Source organism: Trichocoleus sp. ST-U2, assembly GCF_039961875.1.
GTDB lineage: Bacteria > Cyanobacteriota > Cyanobacteriia > Cyanobacteriales > FACHB-T130 > FACHB-T130.
The window spans coordinates 97532-119979 of sequence record NZ_JAMPJY010000012.1 but is presented as its reverse complement, the minus strand read 5'-3'; the positions used below and the strand labels follow the sequence as shown (position 1 = coordinate 119979).

At 46.1% G+C, this 22448-nt stretch carries 20 protein-coding genes and 2 pseudogenes; 9 read left to right on the top strand and 13 right to left on the bottom strand.

All coding sequences use genetic code 11. The features are described 5' to 3' along the window. Nucleotides 1-25: 25 nt before the first annotated feature. The 5 genes and pseudogenes from NC996_RS10890 (at nucleotide 26) to NC996_RS10870 (ending at nucleotide 2863) form a co-directional block, all read left to right on the top strand. Entirely contained in the window at nucleotides 26-568 is a 543-nt protein-coding gene (locus tag NC996_RS10890) for a Uma2 family endonuclease (protein ID WP_190685107.1), read from the top strand. A gap of 45 nt (nucleotides 569-613) precedes the next feature. Further along, nucleotides 614-727 (top strand): annotated as a pseudogene (locus NC996_RS10885) (Uma2 family endonuclease); the annotation flags it as partial. 26 nt (nucleotides 728-753) lie between these two features. Then, a complete protein-coding gene (locus NC996_RS10880; protein ID WP_190685105.1) occupies nucleotides 754-1242 on the top strand; it encodes a hypothetical protein in 489 nt (162 codons plus the stop codon). A 10-nt stretch (nucleotides 1243-1252) separates the two neighbouring features. Beyond that, nucleotides 1253-1381, top strand: coding sequence for a hypothetical protein (locus NC996_RS10875; protein ID WP_277879739.1), 129 nt, complete (start codon nucleotides 1253-1255; stop codon nucleotides 1379-1381). Between the two features lie 912 nt (nucleotides 1382-2293). Further along, on the top strand, nucleotides 2294-2863 hold the full coding sequence (locus tag NC996_RS10870; protein WP_190430537.1) for an HdeD family acid-resistance protein: 570 nt from the start codon (nucleotides 2294-2296) through the stop codon (nucleotides 2861-2863). 138 nt (nucleotides 2864-3001) lie between these two features. Here NC996_RS10870 and NC996_RS10865 read toward each other — a convergent pair whose 3' ends face one another. From NC996_RS10865 to NC996_RS10830, 8 genes are all read right to left on the bottom strand, one after another. Further along, nucleotides 3002-3220, bottom strand: coding sequence for a hypothetical protein (locus NC996_RS10865; RefSeq protein WP_190434334.1), 219 nt, complete (start codon nucleotides 3218-3220; stop codon nucleotides 3002-3004). 101 nt (nucleotides 3221-3321) lie between these two features. Continuing rightward, complete coding sequence (gene larB / locus NC996_RS10860) at nucleotides 3322-4104, bottom strand: nickel pincer cofactor biosynthesis protein LarB (RefSeq protein WP_190685102.1); 783 nt, start codon at nucleotides 4102-4104, stop codon at nucleotides 3322-3324. A 58-nt stretch (nucleotides 4105-4162) separates the two neighbouring features. Next, entirely contained in the window at nucleotides 4163-6031 is a 1869-nt protein-coding gene (locus NC996_RS10855) for an ABC transporter substrate-binding protein (RefSeq protein ID WP_190685099.1), read from the bottom strand. Continuing rightward, the gene (locus NC996_RS10850) at nucleotides 5994-7793 is read right to left on the bottom strand and encodes an ABC transporter substrate-binding protein (protein ID WP_190528708.1); all 1800 of its coding nucleotides are present in this window, start codon (nucleotides 7791-7793) and stop codon (nucleotides 5994-5996) included. The genes NC996_RS10855 and NC996_RS10850 overlap by 38 nt, the downstream gene beginning before the upstream one ends. 31 nt (nucleotides 7794-7824) lie before the next feature. Beyond that, nucleotides 7825-8427, bottom strand: a complete 603-nt coding sequence (locus NC996_RS10845; RefSeq protein WP_190678686.1) for a PIN domain-containing protein — start codon at nucleotides 8425-8427, stop codon at nucleotides 7825-7827. Continuing rightward, a complete protein-coding gene (locus NC996_RS10840) occupies nucleotides 8421-8903 on the bottom strand; it encodes a type I restriction enzyme HsdR N-terminal domain-containing protein (RefSeq protein WP_190536337.1) in 483 nt (160 codons plus the stop codon). Before NC996_RS10840 ends, NC996_RS10845 begins: the two co-directional genes overlap by 7 nt. Before the next feature lie 104 nt (nucleotides 8904-9007). Then, complete coding sequence (ispF, locus tag NC996_RS10835) at nucleotides 9008-9493, bottom strand: 2-C-methyl-D-erythritol 2,4-cyclodiphosphate synthase (protein WP_190678685.1); 486 nt, start codon at nucleotides 9491-9493, stop codon at nucleotides 9008-9010. 204 nt (nucleotides 9494-9697) lie between these two features. Continuing rightward, nucleotides 9698-10966, bottom strand: a complete 1269-nt coding sequence (locus tag NC996_RS10830; RefSeq protein WP_190685096.1) for a DUF1517 domain-containing protein — start codon at nucleotides 10964-10966, stop codon at nucleotides 9698-9700. 544 nt (nucleotides 10967-11510) lie between these two features. Between NC996_RS10830 and NC996_RS10825 the strand changes: the two genes are divergently transcribed. After that, nucleotides 11511-12689 carry a tetratricopeptide repeat protein gene (locus NC996_RS10825; RefSeq protein ID WP_190685094.1) on the top strand — a complete coding sequence of 393 codons (1179 nt, stop codon included), beginning with the start codon at nucleotides 11511-11513 and terminating at the stop codon, nucleotides 12687-12689. Between the two features lie 464 nt (nucleotides 12690-13153). Then, nucleotides 13154-13822 (top strand): hypothetical protein, encoded by a 669-nt coding sequence (locus NC996_RS10820; protein ID WP_190685092.1) that lies wholly within the window; start codon nucleotides 13154-13156, stop codon nucleotides 13820-13822. Here NC996_RS10820 and NC996_RS10815 read toward each other — a convergent pair. The 3 genes and pseudogenes from NC996_RS10815 to trmD all read right to left on the bottom strand — a co-directional run. Continuing rightward, nucleotides 13819-15069: a PQQ-binding-like beta-propeller repeat protein gene (locus tag NC996_RS10815; RefSeq protein WP_190685088.1), complete on the bottom strand. Its 1251-nt coding sequence runs from the start codon at nucleotides 15067-15069 to the stop codon at nucleotides 13819-13821. The two genes, NC996_RS10820 and NC996_RS10815, sit on opposite strands and share 4 nt — an antisense overlap. Before the next feature lie 116 nt (nucleotides 15070-15185). Further along, complete coding sequence (locus tag NC996_RS10810) at nucleotides 15186-15773, bottom strand: DUF1517 domain-containing protein (RefSeq protein ID WP_242037525.1); 588 nt, start codon at nucleotides 15771-15773, stop codon at nucleotides 15186-15188. A gap of 27 nt (nucleotides 15774-15800) precedes the next feature. Beyond that, a pseudogene (gene trmD, locus NC996_RS10805) lies at nucleotides 15801-16484 on the bottom strand (tRNA (guanosine(37)-N1)-methyltransferase TrmD); the annotation flags it as partial. 430 nt (nucleotides 16485-16914) lie between these two features. On the opposite strand from trmD, the gene NC996_RS10800 reads away from it, so the two are divergent. Next, nucleotides 16915-17766 carry a cyanophycinase gene (locus tag NC996_RS10800; RefSeq protein ID WP_190412853.1) on the top strand — a complete coding sequence of 284 codons (852 nt, stop codon included), beginning with the start codon at nucleotides 16915-16917 and terminating at the stop codon, nucleotides 17764-17766. 268 nt (nucleotides 17767-18034) lie between these two features. Continuing rightward, nucleotides 18035-20731 carry a cyanophycin synthetase gene (gene cphA, locus NC996_RS10795; protein ID WP_190685083.1) on the top strand — a complete coding sequence of 899 codons (2697 nt, stop codon included), beginning with the start codon at nucleotides 18035-18037 and terminating at the stop codon, nucleotides 20729-20731. Between the two features lie 53 nt (nucleotides 20732-20784). On the opposite strand, the gene tatA is transcribed toward cphA, so the two are convergent. Together tatA and NC996_RS10785 are read right to left on the bottom strand one after the other, a co-directional pair. Then, a complete protein-coding gene (tatA, locus tag NC996_RS10790) occupies nucleotides 20785-20961 on the bottom strand; it encodes a twin-arginine translocase TatA/TatE family subunit (protein WP_190412322.1) in 177 nt (58 codons plus the stop codon). Nucleotides 20962-21001: 40 nt separating this feature from the next. Beyond that, the gene (locus NC996_RS10785) at nucleotides 21002-22420 is read right to left on the bottom strand and encodes a serine/threonine-protein kinase (protein ID WP_190685080.1); all 1419 of its coding nucleotides are present in this window, start codon (nucleotides 22418-22420) and stop codon (nucleotides 21002-21004) included. Nucleotides 22421-22448 lie beyond the last annotated feature (28 nt).

The window sequence follows — 22448 nt, the reverse complement described above, 5'->3', positions numbered from 1 at the left end:
GTAACAAGCAATCTTACGAATCTTGATGGCTACCACTACCCAACGGCTCACACTGCAAGACTTCCTGAAGCTGCCGAATATTGAGGAGTCGCCAGCTTGGGAGTTAATGGACGGACAAATAAATCAAAAATCTATGCCCACAGCTTTCCACAGCATCTTGCAGAAACGGCTGACGGCTGCAATTGACCAAGCGGATTCACCCTATGAAGCTTTTCCAGAGCTACGCTGCATCTTAAGTAGTAATTCTGTTGTTCCTGATATTACCGTTATTCACCAAGACCGAGTCCCTTCTGAGAATATCGCTGTTGAAGGTGCCCCTGATTGGATGATTGAGATTCTCTCACCCGATCAAAGCACCACTAAATTGATTGCTAAAATTCAAACTTGCCTGCAAGAAGGAACTCAATTAGGGTGGCTGATCGATCCGACAGAACGAGTGATTATTGTGCTGTGGTCAGATACTCGGATGGCATTGCTCAGAGATAGCGATCTCTTGCCTGTCCCCCAAGATATCCCATTAGAATTGACAGTTGAGCAAGTATTTGGCTGGTTACGGCGGGTAAGTTGAGGATAGGTAACGATCAGTCTCAATGGTTTTGGTAGGTAAGGCTCACCCTGCGAACAGCCAGAGGTATTTGACGAACCAGAACAGCAGCTTCCCGTCCCTTTATTTGCTAGCGAATTACATCTGACTGTAGGGGTTGTATTTGGTATATTTATCTTTTAGGCAAGCAAGAATAGGTTTAAAAATAAATGCAACTAAATAACCCTGTACTTATTGGTGTATTTATTACTTCTATTACTGCTATTGCTAGTGTGATTACTACTTTGCTTACTTCTCTCATTTCTACTTATTCTCAAACCAGGCGAGAGAATAAAATTTGGCTTAGAAGTGAACTAAGAAATATATATGGGGGAGCTGTTCAAAGCTTGGCAACTCTTCTAACTCTTTCAAGTATTGAAAGCAACATGGATATTATAGAGGGAGCTATCGTTGACGCAAAAAAATGGTTAGCTCTTTCATTAATATATTTTGAACCTAAACAAAAGAAAGTCTCTGAATTATTTGAAGAAGAAATATATTTATTTATTTCAGGGCAATATAAGCAATTTTTGATTAATGCTCAGATGAAAGGATTCCAACCATCAGAAAAATATCAAGGTGTAAATGATGTTTATGGAGCAGCAGATGTAATGCTTAAAAGAATTATGGAAGTTGCATATCAAGACAAAAGATTATAGTGAATGGAAAATGGACTTCAGTCAAGGAGATATCTATAGTTTTCAAGCTCACTTGGCTCGTCTGATAAGTGTGAGGAGCGATCGCAGTAAAGATGCGATCGCTCCTATAATAAATTCAAGTCAAGGCGCGATCGCTTAAATAAATTACGGTAAAAATGTGGGCAAACGTTGTCTGAATCAGACCTTGACAACTTTCCACAAGATGAAACCAACTACTGCAACTGCAATTCCACCCAGTTGTAGTACGTTATGCAACACCGCACCTGAAATTCCCAGGAAGACCAGTACAATTGATACTGCGAGCATTCCTAATCCAATAGCGACAAGGATTCTGCCCCATTGAGGAGCTTTGCTATTTTTCGGTTCGTTCATAAGTTAGGAGTGTATGAATATTTGCCTCGTCAAGAGCCTCTAAAAGTCTTGTAAATCTCTGAAAGTATTATATGAGAAAGTGATTCTGCTGCCCATAAATTTGCTACTTTTGCTATCAAATTATGATAAGTAAAGCTCAATTAACTACAAGCTTGAATTGCAACTAACATCCTCAGACTACAAAAAGTAAAGACCAGCGCTGGAAGCTTTGAGTAAAGTTGTATGTAAGCGGGAATGCGCTCTCAAGAAGAGTACGTTAGCGAAGCGTTGCATAACAAATCGCGCAAATGAATAAAGGGAAAAGTGCGATTGCCATTAGGTTGGAGCGAATAGTGACATTGTTTAGTACAGCTCTGAATGAAATTATTTGCAAGCTGAACACATATAATCAGAATAAAGGTGCGATCGCTTCCGCACGACAACCCTAACCAATTAACTTCTCATTCTCAACCAGCCAAAAATTTGCTCTGCTGTCAATTCAAGCTCAACACCGTCTAACACAGCTAAGCGATCGCTCCCATAAATTGACGGGATTAATTGTCGGGAAAGTGCGATCGCAAACTATATCAGGGGGTAGAGCTTGGTATGGCGGGGTGGTCTACCTTAAGGTTCTATCCAGTTCATGAGAAATTTCTTAGCCTGAACATATAGCCCACTCGTGCATAGAAAAAAAATTTGTATGACAACCGACGTTTCTACTGATATCAACAAGAACAAAGGTATTAATGGATCGCTTTTGACTGGCGCTCTACTGATTGTTTTGGGGATAGTTGCGATCGCTGTACCGAATGTCTCGACAATTGTCGCTGAGACTTGGATTGCTTTGATCTTAGCGAGTGCGGGAGCGACCAAGGCAGTATATGCCTTTCAAACCCGCGAGCAAGGAGGTTTCATTTGGAAACTCCTGTTGAGCGCCCTCTACATTGCTACAGGCGTGATGCTATTTTTCTACCCCTTAACAGGTGTCCTGACGCTGACTCTGTTGCTAGGTAGCTTTTTGCTGACCGAAGGTGTATTTAACCTGATCCTGGCATTCCGGGTGCGTCCGCAACAGAATTGGACATGGGTACTGACAGACGGCATCATTACGCTGGTGTTGGGCGCAATGATTTGGTTCCAGTGGCCCTTCAATGCCCCTTGGTTGATTGGAACCCTGGTGGGTGCCAGCGTTCTGTCCACAGGAGTTTCTCGCGTGATGCTATCGCTGAATAAGCGTTCTGCCTTGAATGAGTCTAACCAAGCTGCTTAAGCCTAAAGCGCTGTGGTCAGGTGTAAGGCGGGTAATGTATTAAGAATAATTGCCCGCAAGTTCCCTAGAAGCGATCGCATCCTGATGGTGATCGCTTTTATCTCAGGAAGAGTGCGATCGCGTCCTTAATTCAAATAATTACTCAAGCGAATCCTGATACAAAGTTTGCAATAAATTTTCTAACTTCTCTTCAGGACAGCACTCAATCAACGCTTCAAAAACTTCTAACAATTTTGCAGCACTTTCTCCCAAAGTGGGACTCAATCCCCAAACATCTTGTACCCAATCTTTAGGACGTTCATCTTCAAAAATTAAGCGTTCTAGAAGTTGCTTTGATTCTGTCTTGGAGGTAGGCATCGGGTTTCGCTGATGGGTAAAAATATCATCAAAATCTCTCCATCATTAAACAGCATATAAGTGATTTGCTCGCCCGCATAGCATGAGCGGGCAGTACCAATCTACTGCTCAGATGATTTCAGTTTGTGCGCCGTTCTCAAAATTTGTCCAGCTAAGATAGCCGCACCGAAGCCATTATCAATATTCACTACGCCCACCCCTGCTGCACAAGAGTTTAGCATTGTCAGGAGTGGCGCAAGTCCGCCGAAACTCGCACCATAGCCGACACTGGTGGGAACTGCAATCACGGGACAATCAGCCAAACCAGCGACGACGCTGGGTAAAGCACCTTCCATCCCGGCAACGACGATTAGCACATTCGCCGATTCAATGACGTGACGGTTACTTAACAGGCGGTGGATACCCGCGACGCCGACATCCCAGAGGCGCTGCACCTGGAAGCCACAAAGTTCTGCTGTAACCGCTGCTTCCTCAGCGACGGATAAATCGGCAGTACCGGCACAGAGGATGGCAATTGTGCCCGAATACTGGGGTTCTAGAGTGGCAGGAGAAATGGTACAGATTCGCGCCGAAGCGTAATATTGGAGACCTGCTACTTTTTCCTGCAACTGGGCATAAACCGCCGGTTCAATCCGCGTTGCCATGACGACAGGGTTGCGCGATCGCATCGCCTCCATAATCCCCGCAATCTGTTCGGGTGTTTTTCCGGGTCCCCAAATCACCTCTGGAAAACCCGTTCGCAAGGTGCGGTGATGGTCAATTTTGGCAAAATCGCCCACGGGTTCAAAGGCAAAATGCTTGAGTTTTTCTAACGCTGCTTCTGGGCTAACGTCACCAGCGGCAACCGCTGCTAATAAGGATTGCAAAGCTTCAGGTTGAGTCACGACTTCAAATTAAGGATAGAAAATGCAAAAACAAGAATTGGCGATGTAAATTTTGCCGTTAATCGGTCACTTTCAGCTCATAAACATTCCAGAGGGCACCGCCAAGAGAAGAGTATTTGATGCCGGTAACGCGATCGCGCACGGCTGACATTGACAGCGGGTTGACTAGATAAATCATCGGCAAATATTCCTGCGTAATCCGTTGAGTTTGGGCATAGATTTCTTTGCGCTTGACCTCATCTAATTCTTGGGCAGCTTTAATGTACAGACGCCCAATTTCCGCCTCCCAAGCAGCCACCTCTCGACCCTGAATCGGCTTTGACCCCGACACAGCATCCTGATTGAAGCTGTGTAACCCGCCATCTGGCAACCAGACATTCGCCCCATTATGGGGTTCAATGCCGCCAGTAAAACCGAGCAAATAACATTCCCAATCTAAAGTGTTTGCGAGTTTATCTACAAGCGTGTTGAAGGCAATTGGGGTAAAATCTACTTGAATGCCAATTTGGCTCAAACTTTGCTTAATTTGCGCTCCCAGTGACACGCGGGTTTGATTTTCAGCATTCGTTATTAATGTAAACTGCACCCGATTTCCATCAGCGTCTAACAACTGACCTTGATTATTATATTTAAACCCTGCGCTTAATAGTAATTTCTTAGATTTTTCGGGATTATATTCGTATACTTTCAGACCTTCTGCCGAAGTTATATAGTAAGAGCTTTGTACAGAAATTGGTGAATTTTGCATTTCACCCAGACCGCGCAAAGTGTTGTTAATCATCGCTTGCCGATCGATGGCATAAGCAACCGCTTGTCTGAATGATAGATTATTGAACCAGCGAGATTTAACTGGATCGATCAAAGGGCGTCCGTTCCGGCGTCCTTTATTTAGATTAAAAGAAATAAAAGTCGTGCCCGATCGCGGTCCACCTGTATAAACTGTAAATTTTCCGCGCTTTTCTTCTTGCTTTAAAAGTGGAAAATCTTCAGGACGCAATCGCCCCCACCCGTCAGTCGTATCTAAACCATTAGAGCGGAACTGAAGCAGCTGAGTATCCATATTTTCCGTAATTTGCCACACGATCCGATCGATGTAAGGCAACTGATTGCCTTGTACATCTCGTCGCCAGTAATACGGGTTACGCCGAAATACGACCCGTTCGCTAGTGGTGTAACTTTCTATTTTATAAGGGCCATTAACAATTATTTCCGCTGGATTGGTATCCACTCCCCAGATAGACATCAACCTGGGTTTTCCCTCTGAGTTTTTCGACTTTACCGCGTCCTCAAGGGCGTGTTTTGGCAAAATCACGATCGCATCGCTTTTTGAGCCGGTCGTAGTTCGCAAAAAAGGAGCAAAGGGTTCTGGCAAAATAAATTCAACCCGCCGTGCATCTAGCTTTCTGACTTGCGGAAAAGCACCAGATGTACCAATTTTTAGACTATCTCTGGCATCGGTAAGAATCTCTTTATTAAGAACCACATCTTCATACGTGAAGACAACATCATCCGCTGTCAGTGAATGACCATCTGACCATTTCAATCCTTCTCGGAGGGTAAAAACGATTCGCCGTTTATCCTCTGATATTTCCCAAGATTCAGCTAATGCAGGCTCAATTTCACCCGTAACGCTATTTTCAGACGTTAATCCTTCGTAAGTGAATAGAAAAACATGGGGAAATTCTTGATTAAGTACCCAATTAAAAGTTTTGGGATCGCTTAATGTGGCTGTCACCAACTGGGATACTTTCTCAGTTGCCTGAGATTTAAGTAAAGTTGGGTGACAGCCGAATAAAGCAAAAGGGAAAAGCAAAAAGCAAAAAGATAGAAAAAGAGGAAGCAGGAAATTAATCTTTCTTTTCCCTGCGCCCAATTGTTTTTTGCCTTGTTTACGGAATGTTTTTGTTTTCTGCGACTTTGAGTTCATAAAGATTCCAGAAGGCTCCACCAAGGGCAGAGAATTTAACGCCCTGAACGCGATCGCGCACTGCCTCCATTGAAAGCGGATTTACCAGATAAATAAAGGGTAAATTTTCCTGGGTAATGCGTTGGCTTTCGACATATATTTCTCGCCGCTTACTTTCATCAAGTTCGCTGGCACCTTTAATGTAAAGGTTTTCGATTGCCAATTCCCAGTCATCAACCTCCCAACCCTTCAGCGGAGGTTCTCCAGCTTGCGGTCCTAGGTTAAAAGTGTGTAAACCCCCTTTAGTTGTCCAAGTGTTTGCCCCACCATTTGGCTCAATACCGCCACCGCCAATTTTGCCAATATAGCTATCCCATTTCCGTTGGGTATAAACTTTTTCAATCAACGTATTGAAGTTAATCGCATTAAAGTCTACCTGAATCCCAACTGCGCCAAGGTCTTCTTTAATCTGAGCACCGATAGCCTCCCGCAGCTTATTCCCTGAATTGGTCAGCATACTAAAACGAACTCGATTGCCATCTGCATCGAAAAGTTGACCCTGTGGGTTATATTTAAATCCAGCTTTTCGCAGCAATTCTTTCGCCTTTTCTGGATTATAGTCGTAGACTTTGAGACCTTGCTCTGGGGATAAATAGTAAGGACTTTGCTTATAAATCGGTGAGTTTTGCGGTTCTCCCAGCCCTCGATAGAGATTGTTCAGCATTTTCTGACGGTCGATGGCGTGAGCAACCGCTTGGCGAAACTCAAGCTTATTGAACCAGCGAGACTTAATTGGGTCTACGAGAGGCTGATTTTGAGAATTTTTGGCTTTATTTAAATTGAAAACCAAAAAAGTCGTGCTGAGTTCTGGGCCACCCGTGTAAATTTTAAATTTTCCCCGATTTTCTTCTTGCTTAAGGAGAGAATAATATTCCGGCGCGATCCCTAGAGTATCTAAACCGCCAGAACGATATTGGATAAAAGATGTGTCGGTATTTTCGACAATTTGCCAGACAATGCGATCGATATATGGCTGTTGATTACCCTGAGTATCCTTGCGCCAGTAATAGGGATTTCGTCGAAATGTCACCCGCTCGCTAGTTTGATAGTTTTCTAGCTGATACATTCCATTGACAATAATTTTTTTGGGATCGGTGTCGATTCCCCAGCTAGACAGAAACTTGGGTTTTCCATCTGAATCTGTAGTGACAATGGATTCTCGCAGCGCATGAGCAGGTAAAATTGCAAGTCCGGTGTAGCGCAAAAACGGGGCAAAAGGTTCTGGAACTGTAAATTCAACCCGTCGTTCATCAAGTTTACGGACAGTAGGCAGCAGGCGATCTTTGCCAATCTTTAGAATGTCTCTAATATCAGTAGGAATTTTTTCGTTGAAATAGAGTTCATTGTAAGTAAAGATGACATCATCAACGGTCAGTGGTTGACCATCAGACCATTTCAAGCCCTCCCGCATGGTAAAAACAATTCGCTTTTTGTCTGGGGCGACTTCCCAAGATTCAGCTAAGGCGGGTTCAAGTTCACCATTGCCGTTTTCAGTAATTAACCCTTCGTAAATTAAGCTAAAAACGTTGGGTGATTCTTGACTTAGAACATAGTTAAAAGTTTTTGGATCTTGCAGAATACTGTCCACCAACTGCGGCACCTGAGCGGCTTTTGTATTAAATTGATTCAGGCTACAGCTATGGAGCGCGATCGCGCTTATCATTGCCAGCATGACAGCGAACAAACGACGCCAGATTAGGGGAATAGTTGCAGATAATTTCATAATGATTGTCTGTACGAGTATTAATTAAAACTTACTGAGACTCTAACCAACCGAGGAAATCCTGTGTGCGGCTAAAATATTTATCCGCGCCAGCATCACGCAAAGCGGCTTGAACTTCCGGCGGATTAAATTCTTTAACATTGGCGCTGAGGAACACTTTCCTATCTGTGGTATGCAGCCGTGCATGATTAAGAATGCAGTGCAAAATCAAGTTATCCGTTGGGTCTTTGTTGATAAAACGTGTATCTAAGCTTGCCTGAAGCATATCGCCAGTTAAGGGAATTATCTCTGCCTTGGTGTTGAGATGATCGAGGGCTTGAAAGAGACGGTTTTCGACATCATTGAATAGCGCCTGATTCTCAATTAAGGCCTGTTGTAAATGAGAAAGGAGAGACTGGGCGTGGGATGAGGTGATATCTCGACGTAACTGGCTGATTTGTTTTTTTAGTTCATCCATAAAACGATTGCGGCGCTTCAGTTCATCCTCTAATGCAGAGAGAGCTTCCATGCAGCAAATACTTGGTATCGCTATCTGGACTGATGTGGTCGGATTCTCTAGCAAAGTATTCGCTTGGGAGTCGCGTCCTGTGGCAATGCTCATCAAGAAATTTGTCTCAACGTAAAGTATTACCAAGAAGCGCCACCTTCAGAGTAAGTATCTCCATCTTCCAGCACCTGCAACAAACCGATGGTTGCCAATTCTTCCGATCCTGGCGGGGTTTCCGACTTCCAGTGATAGGCTAAGTCTCGCAGCCAAGCTTCAACGAGTGTCTGATGGTATGGCCCAAATATCCGTTTGCTGCTAAATTCGGGGTCGTAATGATTAAGCACTGTAGCAGTCTTAAGTACGCTAACGGGTTCCGATAAATTAGCCCCGTCCCCTTGAAAAATCTCAATGTTTTCAAGGTCAGCCAGCATGGCAAAGGGAATTTTCGTGTTCGCCGCTTGCAGGTAGGATTTTAGTTTCTCGATCGCCCATTGTTTGGCTTTACTATCTTTGAGTTTAGTAGCTTTGACTTCAACTACTAGAACCGTTTGCCCTTCAGGGTTGCAGGCAATAATATCAACAAGAGAATCGCCCTGAGTAAGTTCAAATCTTCCAGCTTCCATTGCCTTAATGCTCCCAGCGCGTTGAGAGTCTCTGTCTTATCCGCCTCTCGTTCATTCCTATCCTAGACATTTTCAACCTTTTGACTCGATAGGTTTGAGCCAAGTTAATCGGAAGCTACCAGTAAGGCTACAGCATAAGCTGCGATACCCTCTTCGCGCCCAACTGAGTCTAATTTTTCATTTGTAGTGGCTTTGATGCCTATTTGGTCGGGTTTTAATTCTAGGACATCGGATAAGCGATCGCGCATCTTCTCAATATGCGGCTTCAGTTTCGGACGTTCTGCCACTACTACTGAGTCAATATTCTCAATTTGCCAACCTCGTTCCCGAATTAGCTGATGCACCTGCTTGAGCAGTTCCAGACTATCAGCCCCTGCCCACTGGGGATCTGTCGGGGGAAAATAATGACCAATATCGCCTAAACTCAGGGCACCGAGCATCGCATCCATAATCGCATGAGTCAGCACATCGGCATCGCTGTGCCCCAGCAATCCTAATTCATGCTCAATCTTCACTCCTCCCAGAATTAAAGGACGCCCAGTAACTAAGCGGTGAATATCGTAACCGTTTCCGATGCGAATCTTAGCCATTTATCCGTTTTCAGCAAAATTTCAGCAAAAATACTTGGCTTGGCGACTCGAAGCCGCAGCTACACAAACGAAGTCCGCGCAACGCGAGACTATAAAATTATTTCGGCTTGAAGCCTGGGTCGGCAGGCTTTGTTTGTATAGCCCCAAACTTACAGTCTGAGGGCATCGAAGGACTTTTGCAAGCGGTAGGACTAAACGCTGCGACTATATCTGCGCCATATCCGTGTATTCAGTTAATAGCTCATCGTAGGTAAGGCTATCGGTTTCCGCTTGGGGACTCCATAGCAGTTCAAACACCATCAGGTAGTCAGGGGAGATGGACGCTACTTTCTCTAAAGCTGACTTCAAAGCTTCAGCGGTGCGAATTTCTTCAAATAACGGCTTGTCATCCGCTGTTCCGACGAGCAACGTGACCACAATATAAGCTGCTGGGCCATCATCCAAGTCAGGCATCGCGGGTTTTTGTTGTCTGACTCTACCACCCACATTTGTAAGGGTTTCCGCACTAAATTTGCTGCGTTCTTGTATAGAAACTTGGTTGAAAATTGCCTCGGCGTCCTCTCGACTTTTCACCGTCTGCGAACTCGCTAGAACATGAGTCCAATTTTCGGGCGATCGCAATAGTGCCAAAGCTGATTCTTGTAGCAGCTGCATCAACCCTTCAGAAGTGTCGGTATCCACATTCAGGCTCAGTTCCGTCAGCTGAGATTGAATACTTCGAGCTTGAGCCAGCAATGCCACCTGTATCTTGCTGACCGTAACCGTATCATTCTCTAGCTCTTGAGCCGCACTCCCACCCTTCTTCTTCAAAAAGATGAAATAAGCCCAAAGCCCAATACTCCCAACTGCCAACAACATCAATAAGAAAAGCCAAGGAAAGTCACTCGATGAGTTACTAGCGGTAGAAGAATAGCCAGAATTGGTTGGTACTTGAGCAGGAACAGAATTTGCAGTTCCCGGCGCAGTTTGAGGGTAGGTTGATTGATTCGCCGGAACGTTATTGGGATAATAATTCGGCGGAACGCTGTTGGGATAGGTATAGACGGGCGGCGGTGCAACGGGAACCGGCACGATGACAGTGCTTCCCGGTTGTCTATAGTAAGGTTCATTCCAAGACGAGTTCGGGCGCGTCGGTTGAGTTCTCACTGAGGACGGCGGGGGAGTGGTTCTTTGAAAAGAGCCGCCGCCTGCTCGCCCACCTGTACTGCCCCTACTGGACTGCGACGGTGTAGAGTTTCTGGGAGAGGAGCTACTACCGCTACTGGAGCGACTGGGGCTGGAACTAGAACGTGACGGTGAAGAGCGAAAAGAGCCGCCACCGCTTCGTCCACCACTACTTCTAGCCTCGGCTTCATTGCCAATCTTCAGCCCGGTTTCTTGATTGCCAATGGGCAGATGAATATTCACACTGTTGACTACCGTGAAACTCAGGACTGTAGCCCAAAGCAACTGAAGTTTTACGTTTCGTAGCATTTTCGCCGTTCCATTCTTCTCCTCTACGCTAGCTTTTTCTTATCGCTATTGTCGAGATTAGAAGATTAAGACGGAAAGGTCGAAGTCAACGTGCGGATATCTTTAGATTAATTTATCAATAGACTGTCGCAGAAATGACGTTTTTCTCTACTCACACCTTCTGGGAAACTGACACAAGCATCCCAAATCTTAAAACTGGGATGTTTTCACGAATGCCCTTCTAAGCGCTTGAAACACTCATCAATAATGTTGAAAACTATCGTACTCCTCAATCAAATCGCACTGAATCAAGAACCGTAAAATAAATTTACAGTTTCATTCCGAAAACCATTTAAAATAGGTTGAAATCATTATCCAGATAGCTTTAGCTAACTTTAGTGATTAGCCCAAAAATTATTTCAGGGCGGATCTACGGATAAAGTTAAACTTAAGTCAGCCCCATTACTCCTAAATGAGTTTTAAGCCTTAATTAACCGTGTTAGCGATCGCTCTCGTGGCGGAAATGTGCTTAGCTTGCATCCGAGTCAGTAAATATTTGAAAATAATGATGCTTTCAAAATTGAAGCAACCTCGAAAAATTCTTATTTTCTCGATTATAGGTTTAGGTCTAGCGGTAGGAGCTTACCATGCTTGGTTTTTTTTGCGAGACTACCAGACCTTATCGCAGGTGCAGGCAGATCAAGAAAAGATTGCTATCTATCGCCAAAAGACTCAAGTGACGCCTACCGATCCTCAAGCCTTTCTCAAACTTGGCGATGCCTACATGACGTTCTGGGAAAGTTCAGGTAAAGGGATTCGGATCGCTAACCAGTTACAACAACAATCTTTGGCATGGCAGTGGCTATTATCCAAACCGAAGATGCTCAGCGAAGCTGTATTAGCTTATAACAAAGCTCTGCAACTTGACCCAAAGTTGGTTGATGCCCGCTATGGTCTGTGTTTTGCGTTAGTTGAACAACGAGAAAGTGCAAAAGCGATCGCGCATTGTCGCTCTTCCGCCGAACAGCAACCCGCAAAAGCCAAGAATCATCTATGGTTGGGGCTTGCCTTAACTTATGAAGGTCAATGGAACGAAGCAGAGGCAAGTTTTCGCAAAGCTCTTGAGCTAGAACCGAAGAACGACGATGCATACTACTTGCTAGGTAACGTCCTGCTGGCAAGCGGAAAAACCAATGAGGCAGTAGCCGCATATCGCCGATCGATTGAGTTAGAACCCAATGCCAACCTGACATACCTGCGTTTAGGTGACGCTTTTACTGTACAAAAAAAACCAGAGGAAGCCATTGCTGCCTACAAAAAATCAATTCAGGTTGTACCTAATTATCATCTGCCTTACGAGGGGCTGGGGTGGATACTGGCTGAACAAAACCGATTAGATGAGGCGATCGCAGCTTACCGCAAAGCGATTGAACTCTATCCTTTCTATACAAATGCTTATCAAGAGTTGGGACAGGTTCTGGTTAAACAAAACAAATTAGATGAAGCAGTTGCTATCTACCGCAGAGGCATTGAACTGAAATCCAAAGATAAAGATAAAGACGGAGACATCTATTATTTTTTGGGGATAGCCTTGATGAAGCAGAAAAAATTACCAGAGGCGATCGCAGCTTTTAAGCAAGCCCTCAAACTTAACCCCAAGGATACAGATACCCGCCAGAAACTGCAACAAGCAGAAATATCCAGAAAATCTCAGCTCGATAAACAGGAAAGGAGTAGAAAGTAACCATTGGGTTATTCATTTAGGTGCAACTGCTTTATTAAATAATAACCCCCGACTAAATATAATTTGGACATTCTAAAAGTGGTTTAAATAATGAGTAGAACGAGTAGATTTTGGTGGAAAGTCCTGGGAACACTCTGTGCCATTGCCGGGATTCATCTCCTGACAAAGATGTTCGATATCCTTCCTGCTTTGCCTCCTGAAAGGCGAGTGGAATCTCTCTTATGGGAAAGTGGATTAATAGGGATATGTTTCATCAGTGCAATCTTGTGTTTTTTCCCGCGCAGCCATTGGATTAGTTTGCGAATTCTGGGTGGATATGGTATCGCAGCTTGCATATTTAATATTGTTGAAGGATTTCGTACCCATGACTATTCCAAACTGGGAATAACTTTGTTTTTTTGGCTACCCGGTTCAATTTACTTGATCTGGAGTGGCAAGATGACTAACTCCAAAAGCGATCGATAATGACGATAGACAAATCTTTTGCATTGAAGAAACTTTTGTGGCAATGGTTAGTTGCCTGTGTCGTGGCTAAACTGCTACAAATTATTTTGGACGGAGTTGCTGGAGCGGTTGCATCAGCGACCGGGGGAGGAACCACTGGCGGTAGCACTACCCTTTTATCGATCCTGATAGTGTTTAGACTAATCGGTGGTGCTTTAGGCGGAACTGCTCAATGGCTGGTTTTAAGGCAGTGGCTCCCCTCTATTCGCTCTTGGGTAGTGGCAACCAGTTTGGGAAGTGCGATCGCCTTGGCGGTAATTAACGGGCTATGGGCAGTGACTCTTATGCCCCCAGCTTCCGGCTTGATAGGTGGCATGATGCCCACGATGTCTGTGCTACCTCAGTTTGTGTTTGATGGCATCTATGGGATCTTGCTGGGGGTAGCACAGTGGCTGGTGTTGAGAACAAAAGTGCCGCAAGCAGGTTGGTGGGTGATAATCAGTGGTGCTGGCGCGATCGCAAGTAGTATCGGTATCGATGTGTTGCAAAGGTTTATCGGCCCGATGGGGATTGATGTCAGCCAGAGTGCTTGGAATCCATTCTTTTGGGCGATCGCATCTGTCAGCGTTGTGCTTTACGCTGCGATCTCAGGCGGGTTTCTGGTCTGGAGTTTGCGTCAGCGGTTCTAGCGAGTAGAAAAGGACTGCACAACACTCTGGACATTGTTTTCTAGCCCGTTACTGCTTAAGAACAAGCGATCGCCATTCAGAACAAATCGATAAATATGGCTTTCACGGAGTGTCGGGGTGTGCCAAAGCACCTGTCCGCTTGTGGCATCGAAGGCATTCACCCGACTATGGTTCTTTGCTGAACCATAGAAACCAAGAGCGCTGACACCTTCGATTTCCATATCAGCCGTGTAAATAATATTGTCTGCCAGAGCGATGGGTCTGGGTTCTTGCCGATCCTGGCGAGATAAGGTAAATTGCCGAAGCATAGCCCCAGTCTGCCGATCCAAAACGACAAATCGCGTACTCGTCTTGGCATCACCATCCCAAATGAAGACTTCGCGATCGCTCGCTAGCTTGGCTTCACCGCCCCGCATCGTATGAGTCCAGCGTTCCTTGCCCGTTTTTAAATCGAGTGCCTTGACCCAACCAGGTTCCTTTCCTGTACGGTCTTTGCTATACACTGCCGGATATACAGTGTCTCCTAAAACTGTGACATCCGTTAGCTCAGCTGAGGTGTTCCAAGTCCAGAGGACTTTGCCTGTAGCGGCATCCAATCCGGTGAGTTGGTATCCTCTTTGCGGTGTACTGGGATTAACTAAGATGGGCAAAAACACTACCCCATTTTGAACCACAGGCGATTTGGAGTCCACGCTCTCAAAGGTAGAAACCATACTGTCTTTGGGGGTGACAAACTTCCAGAGCAGTTTATCTGGAGTCCGGGCAGAAATTTCGTTGCGATCGCTCTCTACTCCCTGTCTGACATAGCTGTTGAGAATGAAGGCTCCCTGAGATACTCCAATCATTCCCGCAAAGTCTGAATTGTCAAGTGGCAATACTGCTTTTGTCTTGCCTGTGTTGGCATCAAGCGTCACCAGGTTTTTGGGATCGTCAACTAGTGGTAGTAGCCCGAAATCGCTGGCATAGATAGTATTAGCCTCTATAGCAAACACCCTGCCAATCGGCTGCTGACTGAGCCATTGCACCTTCCCGGTTGCCGGATCGAGTGATTGAAGTGCTGAGGGCTTTGTATTCCCCGTTGGCACCAGCAATCGGTTCTCTGTGGCGAGTGGTTGTGTACTGGCATGAAGATTTACTGACCATACAGGCTGACGAGTCGATGCCGCACTAATGGCATGAGTAATCGCGTGGTAGCCCAGCACCAGCACGACACCTACCAGTACATATTTGAAAAGCTTTTTAAACACCGGGACGACTCCACTTCAACCTGAGAAAATCATAATTTGGAACAAACTAAACCCGGCTGATTTTCTCCATAATTTAAGCTTTTTAGCCTGCAAGCAGTCAGTTGTAAAACTTGAGATTAAGCGATCGCTACCAGGTCACGGTACTCGCTCAAAAGTTCCTCTTGAGTAAGTGCATCAGTTTCTACCTGAGGACTCCAGAGTAGTTCAAACACCATTAGATAGTCGAGGCTGATGGCTGTAACTTTCTCTAAAGCAAGCTTTACAGTATGTGCAGAATTGAGGTTTTCAAATAACGGCTGATCGTCAGCCGTGCCGATTAGCAATGTTACGACGATGTATGCAGGTTGTTCTTCATCTGGATCGAGTTCAACTTGTTGCTGGGTAACTTTGCCATCTACGTTAGAGAGGGTTTCAGCCGTAAATTTGCTACGTTCTTGTAACGAAAGTTTGTTGAAGACTGTTTCAGCTTCCTCCCGACTAGAAACTGTCTGTGAACTCCCCAACACATGAGTCCAGCATTCGGAATTTTCTAGCAGTGCTTGCACAGATGCTTGTAGTAGCTGCATCAACCCTTCCTGGGTTTGAGTATTCGCCGTAAGACTTAATTCAGACAATTTTGATTGAATCGCACCCGCTTGGGCTGTTAGCGCTATCTGTAGTGTGCTAACGGTGACGATATCATTTTCAAGCTCATTCTGATTCATGGTTTTTGGTTTTTGGTTGGAACTGGAATCTTGCAACCAAGCAGCAAATAAATCGGGACGGCGATCGCGCGTTCTCTCGATTTGTCTGTCTCGCCGCCAGCGTTCAATCTCCGCATGATTCCCCGATAGTAAAACATCCGGCACCTTCCACCCGCGAAAGTCAGCAGGACGGGTGTATTGAGGATAATCTAACAACCCCGCCTCGAAACTTTCTGCTTTTAAAGACTCTTCCTTCCCCACCGTTCCCGGTAGTAGGCGAATGGTGCCGTTGAGTAGTGCCAGCGCCGGGATTTCTCCACAAGTCAAGACAAAATCCCCTAAAGATACCTCCCGTGTCACCAAATTCAGCACCCGCTCATCGACACCTTCATAATGACCGCAAATAATTACCAATTGGTCATAATTGGCTGCCAATTCTCGAAACAGCGGTTGCTTCATCGGTTCTCCCTGCGGCGTCATCAGGATCGTCTCGCGTCTGGCTAGAACTGGCAGTGACTCCACAGCACCAAATATCGGCTCTGGCTTCATCAACATCCCTACTCCGCCGCCGTAAGGCTCATCATCCACGCGGCGGTGTTTATCGGTGGCAAAGTTACGGGGATCGATCAGATGCACAGAAGCAATCTGTTTGGCTAAAGCTTTCCCTAACAGTCCCGAACTCAGAGGAGAGGAGAAAAAATCTGGAAAAAGAGTAACAATATCAAATCGCACAGCAGAAGTCGGTGATAGTTAAGTAGTAGGTTGATTTTACCCATTCCCTACGAATTCCTACCGATTACCCACTACCCGGTATCCCTAATCGCAAGATAATGTTAAATATTTTATAAAAAAAGTTGACTCGATCTGGCATTATGCATATAGGATCTAAGCCCAAAAGCGACAAACTAGGGGCGATCTGTAACGTTTGTTACTCAACAACCTAGAAAAACAATTAAATTGTTTGGTGATGTTGATGGAACGCCTGCCAGTAAAGATTGATAAGGAAATTGAGACGATTGACAAGCGTGAAAGTAGGGATTGTCCTGGTGAGCAAGGGGGTTAGAGAGAGTTGAGCAAGAACCATGCATCAGGATAAATTGGCATTCCTATCAACTGGCAGAACGATAGTATTCGATATCACCCTATGGTCAAGAGCAACATGATGCTTCAGTTAGAACCTCAATCCTTAGTACAGAGGATGCCCCAATCAACAAAAACCGCCATCATGGTGATTGGCGGTGCGGAAGACAAAGTTCACGGACGCGAGATTTTACAAACTTTTTTTAATCGTGCTGGCTCGACTGATGCCTGTATTGCGATTATTCCGTCAGCATCCAGAGAACCTGCGGTGATTGGCGATCGCTACCTCACCATCTTTCAAGAAATGGGTGCGAAAGTCGTGAAAGTGTTAGATATCCGCGAACGGGAGCAGAGTTACGATCCCTTGATGCAGGAGTACATTGAAGAGTGTACAGGGGTTTTCATGACTGGAGGCGATCAACTGCGACTCTGTGGACTGCTTGGCGAGACGCCATTTATGGAAAGAGTCCGATACCGCGCGCAACTGGGAGAGATTACGCTGGCAGGAACCAGTGCAGGAGCGGCGGTGATGGGACATCATATGATTGCGGGAGGCGGTAGCGGCGAGTCTCCCAATCGTTCCCTAGTCGATATGACGCTAGGGTTAGGGATTTTACCGGATGTGATCGTAGATCAACACTTTCACAATCGCAATCGCATGGCGCGTCTGATTAGTGCGATTTCGGCTCATCCAGACAAATTAGGGATTGGGATTGACGAAGATACTTGCGCCTTAGTGGAAGCGGATGGTCTTTTACAGGTAGTCGGTAAAGGCACCGTGTCTATCGTCGATCCTGGGGAGATATCTCACACCAATCAATCTTTAGTGGGAGCAACCGATCCGATTAGTATTTTCAATCTACGGTTGCATATTCTTAGTTATGGCGATCGCTACCATTTACACCAGCGAGTCATCCTGCTACCCGATGGCTGATGAGTGAATATTACTAGCGGTACTTCAATTCCAAATTTAAAACTGGTCATGATTGCCTTTTTGGCAAAAAACTGTTCGTGGAGAACAGTCTAGTGACTTTTTAAAGCTGGAAACTAGGGAATTGCTTAAAGTAGCAGCGGATTCAGTAAGGGCGAAGCCTTTCTGGCAAAGTTTTCTCTTAAAAGCAGCAGATGTGAAATCGCTTGCATCTTCGTCCCTACCCGCGATTCGACAGCCCACATCCTCTGAATCACCCGCAAAAGTAGCCATGAGAATTTTAAAAATCCAGACATTACGGGGTCCCAACTACTGGAGTATTCGACGGCAAAAATTGGTCGTCATGCGCCTAGATTTAGAAGAACTTGCAGAAAAGCCATCCAATCAGATTCCTGGCTTCTACGAGGGATTAATTCAGGTGCTACCAAGTCTGGAAGAACACTTCTGTTCCCCTGGCTGTCGAGGTGGTTTCTTGAGCCGAGTCAAAGAAGGCACGATGATGGGACACATCATCGAACACGTTGCCCTAGAACTTCAGGAACTCGCTGGGATGCCATCTGGCTTTGGTCGTACCCGCGAAACAGCCACCCCAGGCATTTACCAGGTGGTCATTGAGTACCACGATGAACAAGCCGGTCGCTATGCCTCCAGAGCCGCCGTGCGCCTTTGTCAGAGTATTGTAGACACCGGCACCTACTCCGCCCAGGAGTTAGCACAGGATCTTAAAGACCTGAGGGATTTCGCACGGGCTGCTGCCCTCGGTCCCAGCACCGAAACCATTGTCAAAGAAGCCGAAGCGCGGGGAATTCCCTGGATGCCTTTAAGCGTTCGCGCCATGATTCAGATAGGGTATGGCGTCTACCAGAAGCGGATGCAGGCAACTTTGAGCAACCACTCTAGCATTTTGGGTGTCGAACTTGCCTCCGACAAAGAAGGCACCAAAAAAATGTTGCGCCAAGCCGGGGTGCCGGTTCCGCGCGGCACGGTAATTCACTACCTGGACGAACTTGAAGACGCCATTCAAGAGGTGGGGGGATACCCAATCGTCCTCAAGCCCCTCGACGGCAACCACGGACGGGGCATTACTATCAATATCACCGACTTCCAACAAGCAGAAGAAGCCTATGATGCTGCCAAGAGTGCTTCTAAAACTCGCTCGGTGATTGTTGAACGCTACTATACTGGAAGCGACCACCGAGTATTGGTGGTCAACGGCAAATTGGTGGCAGTTGCGGAACGAGTCCCCGCCCATGTGGTAGGAGATGGCACATCCAGCATCGAGCAATTGATTGAGCTAACCAATAGCGATCCCCATCGGGGTGAAGGGCACGATAACATCCTCACCAAAATTGAAGTAGATCGCACCACCTTCACGCTGTTGCAACGGCAGGGGTATACCCTGGAGACCGTGCTACCCGCCGGAGAGATTTGTTATCTGCGGGCAACCGCCAACCTCAGCACTGGCGGGATTGCTGTTGACCGGACTGACGAAATTCATCCCGAAAATATCTGGCTTTGCGAACGAGTCGCCAAGATTATCGGGTTGGATATTGCTGGAATTGATGTGGTGACATCCGATATCAGCAAACCCTTGCGAGAAATGGATGGGGTGATTGTTGAGGTGAACGCCGCCCCCGGATTCCGGATGCACGTTTGTCCCAGCCAGGGTTTGCCGCGAAATGTGGCTGCCCCAGTGCTAGATATGCTCTTTCCGCCTGGAGCGCCCACTCGCGTTCCCATCATTTCCATTACTGGCACCAACGGTAAAACAACAACGACTCGTCTAATTGCCCACATCTTCAAGCAGACAGGGAAAACGATTGGCTACACGACCACCGATGGCACTTACATTGGGGATTATATGGTGGAACCGGGGGATAACACCGGCCCTCAAAGTGCCCAGCTAATTCTTTCAGATCCCACGGTAGAAGTGGCGGTGCTAGAAACGGCGCGGGGAGGGATTCTCCGCTCTGGTTTAGCTTTCAGTGCCTCTGATGTGGGTGTCGTCTTAAACGTGGCTGCCGACCACCTGGGAATTGGTGATATTGAAACGATCGAAGATATGGCTCATCTCAAGAGCGTCGTGGTGGAAGCGGTGATGCCAGAAGGCTATGCCGTCCTGAACGCCGACGATCCCTTGGTAGCAGCGATGGCGCGGCGGGTGCAGGGACAAGTGGCTTATTTCACCATGAATCCAGAAAATGAGCTGGTGCGAGAACATACCCGTCGGGGCGGTTTGGCAGCGGCTTATGAAAATGGCTATTTGTCGATTTTGAAGGGAGATTGGGTACTACGGATTGAACAAGCGGTGAATGTGCCGCTGACGATGGAGGCACGGGCACCTTTTCAGATTGCCAACGCGCTAGCGGCGAGTTTGGCGGCTTTTGCGGAAGGGGTGAAGATCGAGGAAATTCGTCAGGGCTTAAATACGTTCCGCGCTTCAACCGCTCAGACACCAGGACGGATGAATATGTTCGAGATGGGCAAATATAATGCTCTGATCGATTATGCTCACAATGCAGCCAGCTATGAGGCGTTAGGTGGTTTTGTCCGCAACTGGCCTGGTGAGAGAATTGGTGTGGTGGGTGGTCCTGGCGATCGCCGCGACGAAGATTTCGTTACTCTGGGCAAACTCTCGGCAAATATGTTTGACCGCATCATCATCAAGGAAGATGATGATACGCGGGGGCGTCCTCGCGGTGAGGCAGCTGCCTTAATCTCTCAGGGAATTCAGCAAGAAAAGCCAGATTCCCGCTATGAAACCATTCTGGATGAGACGACCGCCATAAATACGGCGCTGGGGCAAGCACCAGAAGGCAGTTTGGTGGTCATTTTGCCGGAAAGCGTCACCCGTGCGATTAGCTTAATTGAGGCGCGTCGCCCTCAAGGGGAAAACGGACATCAGCCGGTTGCACCGTCGATAGAAAATCAAAATAGCTTGAAGGCGTCTGTAGCACAGACCCTTTAAACCCACATCAGTTATGTATTTGTAGGGACACGGCAATGCCGTGTCCCTACCCGTTATTTGAGGTCTTGATTTTCATCTGATGGTTCCTCGTCCACGCCCCTTACTCCGTCCTTGAAGCCGCGTAAAGTCTTACCCAGCGAACTTCCCAGTTCGGGAATCTTTTTGGGACCGAAAATTAAAATCGCTGCGATCGCGATTACTCCCACTTCAGGCCATCCTAAACCAAACATACCCGTTTCCTGCGAACTATCCACAATCAACTATAGGAGACTATCGAGCGGCTGGAGGAAGATAATCTCTTGTAATGGGTATTTCTAACCATTCGCTAAGTTCTTGGGTTAACCATTCGAGTTCCGCTTCATGGATGCCGCCACTCTCAGCGTTAAGTTCATACTGCCTTAATCCTGCCTCAATAATGATTTTGCCTGGAACATCAACCCGGTTTCCTTCTGAGTCTTTTTTATGGTGTTTCGGGATGTATACCAACCTGTTAATATCCTGTCTCAATGCTGGACGAGGACGATGGAATTTAAATCCAAATATTTCCCATGTCAGTGAAATTTGCTTTTGATTGCTATAAAGCTGCGATCGTCCAAATAACGCAAAGAGAATCTGCCAGCTCATACTCACGCCAGCAAACCAAAAGGGTAGTGAAAACAACACCATAAACAAGTTGAAGCCTAGTGGTGCAAATAGGACAGAGCTTGTCCACACGAAGATGAATGAATTCCAAGCGATCGCAAAAAAGCACAACCCTATCGTAGAAGCAGTAAGTCCCTTCGGAGGGATACTAATTTTAATAAAATCTGCATTTTTAGTCAGTGAAATTTTGCTACCAGTTGGTTTCTTGACAACTAGAGGAAAGCTATCTGCTGTTGGATGTTCTTGTTTTAATGCTTGTAGTGCTTCACTAGCAGAAGCCAAGCGTCGATTTAAGCTGGGATGTGTCATCCGCTTTAACCAATTGATTAAAACAGGACTGAGATTGGCAGTTTTTTCAAATTTAATTTGCAGGTTATCTGTTTGAGGTAAATCAGCAGGATGTTGACCTGTTGCCAGATAAATTAAAGTTGCGCCTAGACTGTAAATATCGGATGCGGGAACTGCACGTCCGCCAAATTGTTCTGGCGGCATATAACCATAAGTTCCTACAACTGTAATTGTCCCGCCTTCCCTGGCGGCGAGAGTCTGCACCGCCCCAAAATCAACTAAATAAACTCCGCCAACATTATTACCAGAACGGCTGGTTAATAAAATATTGCTGGGTTTAATATCTCGGTGGATAACTGGAGGTTGACGACTATGCAAATAGTTGAGAATTTCGAGAATTGCAGTGCTAATTTGCTTGATATCTGCTTCGCTGAAAGTTCGTCCTCCTTTGAGATATTCCTCTAGAGATTTCCCTTCCACGTAGGTTTGGACGAGGGCAAATCCTTTGTAGTTCGGTGAATTTAGCTCAAAATAATCCAGGTAGCGCGGAATCGCCGGATGTGTCAAAGATTTTAAAGTTTCCGCTTCCCGTTCAAATAACTTAAGCTCCTCCCACTCAAAATCACTGCCAAAAGTCAATAGTTTGATTATTACTAATTGTTGCGTTGTTTGGTCACGCGCTAGGAGTGTGCGTCTTCCAGCGCGTTTTCCAAGCTGTTGTTCGATTTGGTAGCGATCGCCAAAGACTTCACCCTTCATACTTATCGCCTGCCCCTAGCTATTAGCT